The sequence below is a fragment of the Curtobacterium sp. AC273 genome, from assembly GCF_979253735.1.
Window position 1 is genome coordinate 323193 of record NZ_CEEDDU010000009.1, and the last position, 10746, is coordinate 333938.

Consider the following 10746-nt stretch of genomic DNA (forward strand, 5'->3'; position numbering starts at 1 on the left):
ACGCCGCGCAACCAGGTGCCCGGTGAGCCGAGCGCGAGTTGTGGGCGGGGGTCGGAGACCGGCCACCTGTGGAGGGCGAGCCGACCTGCGGTGGTGCGACGGGCCTCCCGGATCGTGTAAACTCTTTCCCGGTACCGTGTCCGAGCGGCCGAAGGATCATGTCTCGAAAACATGTGTGGGGGCAACTCCACCGTGGGTTCAAATCCCACCGGTACCGCCACAGAAAGCCCCCGTTCACGCGGGGGTTTTCTTCGTTCACGGCACCATTCCGACGCAGGTCCCCCGCACCTTGCAGCCAGCCTGCGCAGTTCCGCTGATGCGGTCGCCGCCGCGCGCCTGCGACGATCGCGATCGTGCCGTCCTACCTCCTCTGCTCGCCACCCGTGCACGGCCACGTCACACCGGTGATCGAGCTTCGGACGAGGAGCTGGTGGAACGCGGCGACGCGGTGACCGTCCTGACCGGCCGTCGGTACGAGGACGCCGTGCTCCGGTCGGGTCTCGCCTTCGCGCCGCTGCCGGCCGAGGTCGACTTCGACGACAGCGACCTGGACGCCTGGCTTCCCGGTCGTGGCGAGGCGAAGGGGCTCGCGGCGGTGCGCCAGGACATGATCGGCATGTTCGCCCGCGTGCTCCGGGGCAGTGGCGGGCCGTCGAGGCGCTGTTGGCGTCGCAGCGGTTCGACGGGATCATCGGCGACGCGACCTTCACCGGGCTGGCCCCGTACGCGTCGCGTCCGGCTGCGGAGCGGTTGCCGGTCGTCGGGGTGTCACCGGTTCCGGTCGTCCTGACCAGCGTCGACACCGCACCGTTCGGACTGGTGCTCCCGCCCGCGCGGTCGGTCGTCGGCCGCCTCCGGAACCGTGCGCTGAACGCCTTCGTCCTCCGCGGGCCCCTGGGGCCCATCGGGGTCGCTGTGGACGAAGCGCTCGCCGAGGTCGGCGAGCCACCCGCGACGATGCCGTTCTCCGACTACCCGTACCGCTCCTACGATCGCCTGTTCCAGCTCAGTATCGCGGAGCTCGAGTACCCGCGCCGGGAGCTCCCGGACACCGTCCGCTTCGTCGGTCCGCTGCGCCGCCGGAGAGGGGTCCGCGCCGACGGCTTGCCGGCGTGGTGGGGTGACCTCGATTCCGGTCGGCCGGTGGTGCACGTCTCGCAGGGGACGATGGACAACCACGACCTGGGGCGGCTCGTCGTCCCGACGCTCCGTGCGCTCGCGGACGAGGACGTCCTGGTCGTCGTCGCCACCGGTGGTCGTCCGGTTGACGAGGTCGTGCGTGCCGTGGGCGGTCGGCTGCCGTCGAACGCCCGTGTCGAGGAGTACCTGCCCTACGACGAGCTCCTTCCCCGGTGCGATGCGTTCGTCACCAACGGCGGATTCGGTGGCGTCCAGCGCGCGCTCGCGGCGGGAGTCCGCTCGTGGTGGCCGGCAGTACCGAGGACAAGCCGGAGATCGCCGCGCGGGTGCAGTGGGCGGGGTGCGGCATCGACCTCCGCACCGGGACCCCGACGCCCGGGCGGGTCCGGGCTGCCGTCCGGCGGGTCCTGGGCGACGGGATCCTGCGTCGTCGCACTGCGGTCCTCCGTGACCGGATGGACGCACTGCCGGACCGGTCGACATCGTCCGGGACGCCCTGATCGAACTCGCCGCCGCCGGATCCGCCGGTGACGCGAACGGGCCCTCGAGGGGCTCCCCAACGAAAGGCCTTCCGTGTCACTTCGCACCCTTCCCATCGCCGACGTGCAGCAGATCGAGCAGGCGGAGGCCGACTACTTCCTGCGGTTCCTCGCGGGGCGTCGGCACCGGACCAGGAGGCCCTCGGGATCCGCACCGCGAGGTACGGTGGCGCGACGGCCGCGGCGATGGCCGGCGACCCGACGGGCTACTGGAGCAAGAGCATCGGCCTCGGCTTCGACGTCCCGCTCGACCGTGCGGTGCTGACCGACGTGCTCGCGTTCTTCCGTGCGTCGGGGCGGCAGTCGGCGCTGGTCGCGGTTGCACCACAGGTGCTGCCGGACGACTGGGACGCCATCTGCGCGGAACTGGGTCTGACGGCGAGCCCGTCGTGGGCCAAGTTCGCGTGCCCGGTCGACGAGTTCGTGCCGGGGGAGACCGACCTCGACGTCCGGGAGCTGACGGCGCACGACACGGGGGCCTGGGCGCGGATCATCCGGGAGGCCTTCGGGATGACGGACCCTGATCTCACGCCGATGCTCCGCGGGGTGTTCGACGACCCCGAGGCGCGGGTGTTCGGCGCCTGGGACGGCGATGAGCTCGTCGGGGCCGGCGCCGTGCACGTCGTCGGCGAGGTCGCCTCGATCAACACCGGCGGGACGCTGCCGTCACACCGGAACCGCGGCGTGCAGGCCGCGATCCTCACCGCGCGCCGCGCGGCTGCGGTCGAAGCCGGCTGCCGGCTCCTGGCGGCCGAGACGGGTCTGTCCACGAGCAACCCCTCGTACCGGAACCTCGTGCGCTCGGGCTTCACCCCACCACTACGACCGGACGAACTGGCTCTGGAACGCCTGACCGGCCGGTCGCCGCGGGCCTCCGCCGGCGGGGGCGGCCGTCACGAGCCGGCGCTGCGGACCGCGTCGGAGAGCGCACCGGCGACGGCGTCCCACGGGCCGACCGACCGCGCGACGACCGCGACGTCTCGGTGGAGCGGCGGGTCGAGCGGTGCTCGTGGGTGGTCGCCGGCGACCGCGGACACCGGCACGACGGCGACGCCGAGCCCCGCCCCGGCGAGTGCGGCGGCGGCGCGGGGCGACCCGACCGTCGTCACCGGTGACACGGCTCGCCCCGCGAGGGTCTCGATGAGCCACTGCCCGTAGCCGCTGGCGGGGTCGATCCCGATGAAGGGACCGGCAGCGACGACGTCGAGCGAGACCGACGGCGCCTGCGCGCCGGCCGCGACGATCTCCTCGTGTCCGGCGGAGCGCACCACCAGGTCGGGCGCGACGACGGGACCCGGCACGACGGCGAGGTCCTGGTCACCCCGGCGGACGGCCTCGACCATCGAGGTGGCACTCGCGCCCTCGGTCAGACGGGGCAGCAGGCGCCCGGAGGAGTGGAACGAGCGCAGCACCGGCACGATGAACGGCTCGGTGAAGGACTGCGCGACGACGATCCGCAGCGCGACGCGTCCCCGTGCGGCGTCCTCGGCCCGCCGGGCGGCGTCGACCGCGACCCGTGCCGCCGGCGCGAAGGCCCGGCCCGCCGCCGTCCAGGGTGGCTCCGTGGCGACCGCGATCGAGGACCGACACCCGGAGCTCGCGCTCCAGGGACGCGATCTGGTGCGACACGGCCGGTTGCGTCAGGTGCAGCGTGCGGGCGGCCCGCGAGGATCGAGCCGGCGTCGACCACGGCGAGGAACACCTCGAACGCACGCAGGTTTGCCATCGTCAGCATCTTATGGCTGACCCAGAGAACATCGAGGAGACTTCGGGAACCGATGGCGGCGGCCGGTCGTTCCTCCTCTGGTGCACGGCGACCGCCGCGCACCAGGCACCAGGGAGGAACCCACCATGACGAACCACGACCAGAAGCGCATCCTGCTCGTCGGCGGCGGCTCGGGCATCGGTCACGCGATCGCCGCGGCCCTGCTCGAGCGCGGCGACCAGCCGATCATCGGGGCACGTGACCCGGAGCGTGCGACGGCGGCGCTGCCTGCCGAGCGCTCCGCGACGTACCGGTCGTGCGCGCCGACGTCACCGACGAGGAGACGATCGCCGCACTCACCGCATCGGGGCCGTTCGACGCGGTCGTCTCGCTGGCCGCGCGGGCTCGGCGAACGGGCCGGTCGGGTCGCTCGACCAGGCAGCGGTCCGCAACGCGTTCGACGCGAAGGTGGTCGGACCGATGCTGCTCGCGAAGCACCTCGCGCCCTCGGTGCGTCCCGGCGGCGTGTTCGTGCTCTTCTCCGGCGTCGCCGCCTGGAAGCCCGCGCCCGGACTCAGCGTCATGGCGACCGTGAACGGCGCGGTGTCGTTCATGGCGGAGGCGCTCGCCGTGGAGCTCGCCCCGGTGCGCGCGGTCGCGGTGTCGCCCGGCATCATCGACTCCGGCCTCTGGGACTTCATGGGCGAGGACGGCAAGCGCGACTTCTTCGCCTCGACCGCCGCGACGAACCCGGCACGACGCGTGGGGACACCGGACGACGTCGTTTCCGCGGTGCTCCTGGCGGTCGACAACACCTTCGTCACCGGGACCACGCTGCACGTCGACGGCGGCGGCCACCTGGCCTGAGCGACGTCGCGGCGCGGACCGTTCCGATCAGGCTCGGTCCGCGTCGACGACCAGCCAGCGGAGCAACTCGGTCGTCGACCGTCGGTCCGGCGCAGTGCCACCGAGAGCGGCAGCCGCCCGCTCCGCGACCGCGTCCGGCAGGAGGTCCAGGAACCGCTCGACGGCCATCGGACCGGACGGGTCGGTGCGCGCGTGCAGGGTGCCGGTACCGATGCCCGTGGCCTCCGCGAGGAAGGTCACGGGAAGCCCGCCTCGCGGGCAGCACCGATCAGGCGGCGGGTGTCGCGGAAGCGCCGAAGCCGGTCGTCGCCCGACGCACGCCGTTCGACCGTGAGCGCGGCGAGCAGGAGCCGGGCGACCGCGCGGCGCGCGGCCTCGGACGTGGTCAGCAGCGGTGCGGTCGGGGACGGCTCGGTGGAGAGGGGCACCCGCCCACCCTGGTCGAGCGCTCCGTCGCGTGCATCCGTGACTCCACCGGTCTCCGCGACCGGCCACGATCGGACGGGAGGCGCGGGACGGCGCCGTCACGCGCCTCCAGGCCGTCCGCTGGTCGCGCAGGGCGGTGGGTCCGGCCGTCGACGTCGTCGCCCGTCGTGTGCGGGGGCGGACGCACGACGCCCCGCCCGTCCGTGCGGACGAGCGGGGCGTCGTGCTGGTGGTCAGCGCTGCCGGTCAGCGCTGCCGGTCCAGCGCAGCTGCAGGGAGTACACCGAGTAGCCGTACGGCGTGGCACGGTGCACGCCGTGCAGCCGGACGTACCGCCAGTCGCCGGAGATCGTCACGTCGTCCGCCCCACCGTCACCGTCGGTGACCGACGCGATCGTGGTCCAGTCGTCGGTGCTGCTGTTCCGACCCTCGATCCGGTAGGCCGACCCGTAGGCGCCCTCCCAGTCGATGTGCGCCGAGCGCAGCGTCCGTGCCGTCCCGAGGTCGAGCTGGAGCCACTGGTCGTCGGAGTGGCCGCTCGCCCAGCGGGAGGTCGCGTCGCCGTCGACCGCGTTGCGCGGTCCGACCGACGAGGACTCGCTGCTCGAGGCCGTCACCACCGCGTTCCGGGCGAGGTCCGGCGACGGTGCACCCTTGGTCGAGAACACCTTGACCGCGTAGAGCGAGTAGCCGTAGGCGGTCGCCCGCTTCCCACCGAGCATCCGGACGAAGCGACCCTGGACGCCCTGCAGGTCGTGCGTGTCCACACCGCCCGTACCGCCCGTCACGTCGGCCACGGTCCGCCAGTCGTCGGAGGCGCTGTCGCGGACCTGGAGCTGGTACGTCTTCGCGTACGCACCCTCCCAGTCGAGCTCGACCCGGTCGATCGGCAGGACCTCGCCGAGGTCGACCGTGATCCACTCGCCGTCGCGCGCGGCACTCGCCCAGCGCGTGGACGGGTCGTCGTCGACGGCCTGGGCCCCGGACAGGTCGCCGCGCTCCGCCGACGACGTGCTGACGGCCTTGCCGACGGCGACGTCACGCGAGGTGCCCGACGGAGCGGTCGGGGCCGGGGCCTCGTTCCGCACGGCGGTGACCGTCGCGGTCCCGTGGAGCGGGCCGACCGTGGCCGTCACGGTGGCCGTCGCACCGGCGTCGGCCGGGGCCGTCACCGTGCCCGAGTCGTCCACCGACCCGCCGCCGGCGACGGACCACGAGGCGTCCGACCCGACCGGACCACCGAAGCCGTTGCCGTCGAAGGCGTACGCGCCGAGCTCCGCCGTCGCGCCGGGCAGCACCGCGCTGCTGCGCGGCGACACGAGGAGTTGCGTCGGGGTGATCGCGGCCTCGGCGGGGGTGCCGGAGATCGCGAGGTCGAGGATGGAGTACCCGTAGCTGGTCAGACGCGTGATGCCGTGCATCCGGATGTAGCGCCCGGTGCCGGCGACGTCGAGGTCGTCCGGCTTGGCGTCCTTCTTGCTGACCGTCGTGATCGTCGTCCAGGGACCGGACGCGGCGTCGGCCACCTGCAGGGAATACTGCTTGGCGGCAGCCGTCTCCCAGTCGATGTGGACGTGCGCGACGTCGGTCTCCTTGCCGAGGTCGATCGTCAGGTCGGCGTCGTCGGTCCCCTGGGTGCTCTCCCACCGCGTCGACGGGTTGCCGTCGAGCACGTTCGCCGGCTTGTTGCCGACGGTGTTCGACGTCGCGGTGGCGGTGGCACCGGCACTCGCGACCGGGATCGACGCGACCGACGAGGCGACGGCGCCGCCCTCGACCGATCCGGCGGTGGCGACGACGTACCCGGCACCGGGGCCGCTCGTGGTGAGCGTGCCGTCCGCGGCGATCGTCCCCGGGCCGGTGTACGACCAGGTGGTGCTGGACGGCAGGGCGAACAGGTCGCCGTACTGGTCGGCGCCGGCGGCGGCGAAGCGCTGGGCGGAGCCCACCACGACCCGGTGGAAGCCGGGCGTGACGTCGATGCTCGTCAGCACGGGTGCGGGAGCGACCCGGAACGCGTAGCCGTCGCTCGTCGAACCGACCGTCGCGGTGACCGTGGCGTGGTCGACCGCGGCGCCGGTGGTCAGCACGCCGGACGACGAGACGGTCCCGGTGCTCGACGTCCACTGCACGTGGTCGAGCGGGATCGTCGCGCCGTACCGGTCGTAGCCGTCGCGGTGAAGGTGGTGGCGGGAACCCGGGGTGAGGGTCTTCGGGCTGCCGTCCAGTCCCGACGACGACCTTCGCCAGGTGCGCGTCGAGGTGCGACGTGATCTGGGTGTGGGCCGGGACCGCGACGGAGCCGATGACCTTCGTGCCTTCGTACACGTCGTACGACTGCTGCGTGTCCCCGACGTTGTCGAGCACGTACGACCAGTTGCCGTCGGCGTCACGGAACGCCTGGCTGAGCGGGTCGCTGGTGTGCCGCGTGGTCGACTCGGTGCCGAGCGTCAGGTTCGACATGCCCTGCCAGTAGTTCATGCCGGCCATCGACTTGCCCGTGACCGCGCCGTCCTTCGCCTTCCACAGCGCCGCGTGGATGTCGGCGTAGGTCGCCGGGTCGTACTGCAGCAGGAAGCCGAGCACGACCTCGCCGAGGGCGTCGCCCATGTCGCTGATGACCCCGGCGGCGCGGGCCGTGTCGACCCCCGGCGTGTAGTGCGTCGGGTCGAACGAGTACAGCCGGTCGACCGTGTCCGTGTCGGCGGTGTAGTTCGTCGACAGGTAGGGCATGAGCGGCGACGCGTGCGTCCACTGGCTCGGCTTCGCGTCGGCCTCCGCCGCCGAGATCTCGGTCGGGACCAGTGATGCCGGCAGCGTCGTGGGCGTCCAGTGCTCCTTCGGGAAGGTCACCTTGCCCGTGGAGTCGACCGAGACGAGGAGCGTGTCCGTCGACGGGTCGTACAGCGGGTTCTCGGCGGTCTTCGCGGTCGCGTAGCCGGGGTGGTTCTTCTCGGCGGATCGGATCGCGTCCTCCAGCTCGCCGATCGCGGCGTTCTGGTCCTTCGTGATCGCGACGGAGCCGTAGGTGCCGATGCCGTACCACTTCTTCGTCAGCATCTGGATGTGGTCCTGGTTCGCGGACTTGACGTCCGCCTCCCCCTGCTCCTTCGGGCGTTCCTCGAGGATCGTCTTCAGGATCGAGGCCGAGAACTCCTTGTCCCAGCCGAAGTAGCCGAACCACGGTGCGGTCGGCATCCACTGGATGCCGCCCTTCCACGCGGCGTCACCGTCGAAGTACGTCGACCACGCCTGTCCCCAGTCCTGCAGCATGCCGGCCTGCGGGTGCTGGTACTGGCTCGGGAACGCGCCGTTGCCGTCGTACGTCGCCGAGTCCGGGTTGCCGTGGACGTTCTGGTAGTAGTCACGGACGGCGAGGCGCTCGTTGACGTACTCCATCGCACCGGTGGCCTGCATGTCCTCGTTGCCCAGGACGGTGCCGAGCAGGAAGAGTCCGGCCTCGGACTGGATCGCCTCGGACGAGGACTCCTGGTTCTGGCCCTGCGGCGACGAGACGCCGGCGGCGTTCGAGTGGCCCGCCCAGACGCCGAAGGTGCGCAGGTGCGGGAACGCGTCGTCGTCGCGGTCCCAGTTCGCGTACTCCTTCGTGACGAGCGTGGCCATCCCCTCGTACTGTTTCACCCACGCCGGGTCGACGGCGCCGAGCAGCGCGGTCGCGACGGCGAAGTAGCCGTAGTGGAAGTGCTGGTCATTGAGCTGGCCGGAGCCGTAGGAGTCGGCGAACCCGACGAGCGCACCCCAGGTGGGGTACCGCGCGAAGAAGTCCTGCTTCTCGCCGGTGGTGTACGTGTACCAGTCGGTGAGGGACGTCTCGAGGGTCGCCTGCATCTTGGCGGCGTCGTCGGTGTCACCGATCTGCTTCGCCACCGTCATGTACTCGGCGAGCTGCTCGAGGCACTTGCCCTGCCAGTAGGTGTCGCCCGTGCAGGTCGGCATCGTGGAGTAGTCGGACAGGTACTTCTGCAGCACCGGGTCGGACGCGGCGCCCTTCGGCGTCCCGGCGATCGGCGTCATGCCCTCGAAGGGGTAGTCGATCGTCCAGTCGTCCCCGCCCACGGCGGTCTTCATCGTGCCGCGCGGGGTCGCGTACTCCGCCCCGGTGAGGGAGAAGTTCGTGGTGCCGTCCTCGTACCTGGTGCTGGAGCCAGCCCTGCACCACGCTGTGGTCGGAGCCCTGCAGCAGGTCGGTCGTGACCTTCCACTGCTCGTGCACGATGCCCTTCGCGGAGTCGTAGGAGTAGTCCATCCGGGTGTCGCGCGGGATCGCGCCGGCGTGCTGCTGCAGCTGCGCCAGGGTCAGGCCGCTCTTCGGGACCGCGCTGACCGCCAGCCAGGTGCCGGTCGTCGCGTCGATCGTGTTCCCGGTCAGGGTGAAGGTCGTGCCGTCCGCGGCGTGGACGCCGAAGACGTGTCCGCTCTGCCGGACCTCGAAGCTGTTGCCCGTGAACGGGAAGGTGATCGGCTGCCCGTCACCGTCGGTGAACGTCGCGCCGGACTCCGTCGTGATCCGCGGGGTCTCGTCGTGGTACTCGAACCACTGGTACGGCTCGCCCTGCACGCTCGTGACGTCCATGTACTGGCCGCCGTCACCCTTCTGGGGCATCCGCCAGCTCACGTTCCAGTCGCCCCACCGCAGCGCGTCGTTCTCCGTCGCGGAGAACGCGGTGCTGCCGTGGTCGGCGATGTCGGCGCGGCTGTCGGTGAGGGTCACCTGGTCCACCATGAGGTGCCCGTGCTCGCCCTTCGTCTGGTCGACGAAGCGGATCTGGGCCTGCTGCCCCCGGTAGGCGCTGACGTCCCAGCTCGTCCACGCCAGCTGCTCCGACTGCTTGCCGGTCGCGGTCGCGACGACCTTGCCGCCCACGAGGAGCTCGGCCTCGTCGACGCCCGGGTCCGGGTAGCTCCCGCCGCCGAGCAGGAACGCGATGCCGGAGCGGTCGATGGTGAACGGCGCCGTCGTCAGCGTGCCGGTCGCCGCGTCGCCGTTCTTGGCGCCCCAGGACGTCAGGTAGCCGGAGTCCTTCCATCCGACGACCTTCGACTGGCCGGCGCCGGTCCCGCCCAGCGTGGTGAACGCGGTGCCGGTGGCGGTCCAGCCCGAGGGGATCCCATGCTCGAAGTCGGCGAGGACCCGGTCCGTGGAGGGCGGCGGCGTCCACCGCGCCCGAGACGGTGATCGCGTGGTTCTGCACCATCTGCGATCCGTCGGCGTTCCACGAGTCCGGGTACGTCACCTTCGTGCCGGCGGCGCTGTTCGACGAGACGAACGGGTTCGACCAGAGGTCGCCCGAGAACCCGTTGCCGTTGTGCACGATGCTCGTCCACCACTGGTTCGAGGGCACCGGCTTGCCGGCGATGGACGGGTCCACGTGCACCTTCTGGCCGAGGAAGGCCTGCACGTCCCCGATGTCGGAGATCGAGTCCGGCGGCGTCGGCGCGTACGAGCCGGCGCCGACGTGGACGCCGTCGACGGCGGGGGGCGGACCCGGACGGTGCCGGGCTCGCGGCAGCGGGCGGCGGGGACGAGGGATCCTCCGAGGTGGTCCCGCTCCCGGCCGTGGTCGAGGGGGTCGCGGCGGAGGCCGCGGTGGACGAGGAGACGAGCGCTGCACCGGGCAGTGCCGCGAGCGCGACGAGGGCGACGGTCGCGGTCAGCGACCGCGCACGCGTGTGTCGGACGAACCAGTTGTCTGTGGGCACGGGGCGACGGTAGCCAGCGGACGGAGCCGACAGCGTCAGCGGTTCTGCGGACAAGCACCGCCCGAGAGGCCCCCAGTTCGGGGGTTCGAGCCCGGCACGGTCGGTGTTGCCAGTGGAAACACGGAGATTGCGCCGAGGACGACGCGCGGCTCCCTCGAACTCCCTAACGTTGTCCCGACCACCGAAGACCCGAGCGATCGTCGCGCGGACGAACGGCCCCACCTGCCGCTCGCCGAACCAGGAAGGGGCAGCATGTTCGTCGCGATCCGCCCGTGGCTCCTCCGGTCCCGCGCCCGGGCAGGACTGCTGCTCGTCGTCACCCTCGTCGCCGCGGTCCTCGCCGCCGTC

10 protein-coding genes, 1 tRNA gene and 3 pseudogenes are annotated in these 10746 nt (G+C 72.1%); 5 read left to right on the forward strand and 9 right to left on the reverse strand.

Features of this window, described 5'->3' with window-relative positions; all coding sequences use genetic code 11:
- Positions 1 to 130: 130 nt before the first annotated feature.
- The 4 genes and pseudogenes from ACZ8AI_RS16840 to ACZ8AI_RS16855 all read left to right on the forward strand — a co-directional run.
- A tRNA-Ser gene (locus ACZ8AI_RS16840) sits at positions 131 to 220 on the forward strand.
- Between the two features lie 210 nt (positions 221 to 430).
- Positions 431 to 790 (forward strand): hypothetical protein, encoded by a 360-nt coding sequence (locus ACZ8AI_RS16845; RefSeq protein WP_464859088.1) that lies wholly within the window; start codon positions 431 to 433, stop codon positions 788 to 790.
- Entirely contained in the window at positions 766 to 1671 is a 906-nt protein-coding gene (locus ACZ8AI_RS16850; protein WP_464859089.1) for a glycosyltransferase, read from the forward strand. The genes ACZ8AI_RS16845 and ACZ8AI_RS16850 overlap by 25 nt, the downstream gene beginning before the upstream one ends.
- Positions 1672 to 2189: 518 nt before the next feature.
- A pseudogene (locus ACZ8AI_RS16855) lies at positions 2190 to 2477 on the forward strand (GNAT family N-acetyltransferase); the annotation flags it as partial.
- A 95-nt stretch (positions 2478 to 2572) separates the two neighbouring features.
- On the opposite strand, the gene ACZ8AI_RS16860 reads toward ACZ8AI_RS16855, so the two are convergent.
- Together ACZ8AI_RS16860 and ACZ8AI_RS16865 are read right to left on the reverse strand one after the other, a co-directional pair.
- The gene (locus ACZ8AI_RS16860; RefSeq protein WP_464859090.1) at positions 2573 to 3097 is read right to left on the reverse strand and encodes a LysR substrate-binding domain-containing protein; all 525 of its coding nucleotides are present in this window, start codon (positions 3095 to 3097) and stop codon (positions 2573 to 2575) included.
- Positions 2997 to 3392 (reverse strand): LysR family transcriptional regulator, encoded by a 396-nt coding sequence (locus tag ACZ8AI_RS16865; protein ID WP_464859091.1) that lies wholly within the window; start codon positions 3390 to 3392, stop codon positions 2997 to 2999. The genes ACZ8AI_RS16860 and ACZ8AI_RS16865 overlap by 101 nt, the downstream gene beginning before the upstream one ends.
- Before the next feature lie 250 nt (positions 3393 to 3642).
- Here ACZ8AI_RS16865 and ACZ8AI_RS16870 point away from each other — a divergent pair, with 250 nt between their 5' ends.
- Positions 3643 to 4251, forward strand: coding sequence for an SDR family oxidoreductase (locus tag ACZ8AI_RS16870; protein WP_464859092.1), 609 nt, complete (start codon positions 3643 to 3645; stop codon positions 4249 to 4251).
- Between the two features lie 27 nt (positions 4252 to 4278).
- On the opposite strand, the gene ACZ8AI_RS16875 is transcribed toward ACZ8AI_RS16870, so the two are convergent.
- The 7 genes and pseudogenes from ACZ8AI_RS16875 to ACZ8AI_RS16905 form a co-directional block, all read right to left on the reverse strand.
- Positions 4279 to 4491 (reverse strand): hypothetical protein, encoded by a 213-nt coding sequence (locus ACZ8AI_RS16875; RefSeq protein ID WP_464859093.1) that lies wholly within the window; start codon positions 4489 to 4491, stop codon positions 4279 to 4281.
- Positions 4488 to 4679 carry a hypothetical protein gene (locus ACZ8AI_RS16880; protein WP_464859094.1) on the reverse strand — a complete coding sequence of 64 codons (192 nt, stop codon included), beginning with the start codon at positions 4677 to 4679 and terminating at the stop codon, positions 4488 to 4490. The genes ACZ8AI_RS16875 and ACZ8AI_RS16880 overlap by 4 nt, the downstream gene beginning before the upstream one ends.
- A gap of 231 nt (positions 4680 to 4910) precedes the next feature.
- Entirely contained in the window at positions 4911 to 5765 is an 855-nt protein-coding gene (locus ACZ8AI_RS16885; RefSeq protein WP_464859250.1) for a discoidin domain-containing protein, read from the reverse strand.
- Between the two features lie 354 nt (positions 5766 to 6119).
- Positions 6120 to 7070 (reverse strand): annotated as a pseudogene (locus tag ACZ8AI_RS16890) (discoidin domain-containing protein); the annotation flags it as partial.
- Between the two features lie 838 nt (positions 7071 to 7908).
- Positions 7909 to 8634, reverse strand: a pseudogene (locus ACZ8AI_RS16895) (glycosyl hydrolase); the annotation flags it as partial.
- On the reverse strand, positions 8546 to 9301 hold the full coding sequence (locus tag ACZ8AI_RS16900; protein WP_464859095.1) for a hypothetical protein: 756 nt from the start codon (positions 9299 to 9301) through the stop codon (positions 8546 to 8548). The gene ACZ8AI_RS16900 and the pseudogene ACZ8AI_RS16895, both read right to left, overlap by 89 nt.
- Entirely contained in the window at positions 9285 to 10097 is an 813-nt protein-coding gene (locus tag ACZ8AI_RS16905; RefSeq protein ID WP_464859096.1) for a hypothetical protein, read from the reverse strand. The genes ACZ8AI_RS16900 and ACZ8AI_RS16905 overlap by 17 nt, the downstream gene beginning before the upstream one ends.
- Between the last annotated feature and the right edge of the window lie 649 nt (positions 10098 to 10746).

Coding starts and splice junctions, on each gene's coding strand:
- ACZ8AI_RS16900 (WP_464859095.1), bottom strand. CDS start 9,301: ATGCCCCAGAAGGGTGACGGCGGCCAGTACATGGACGTCACGAGCGTG.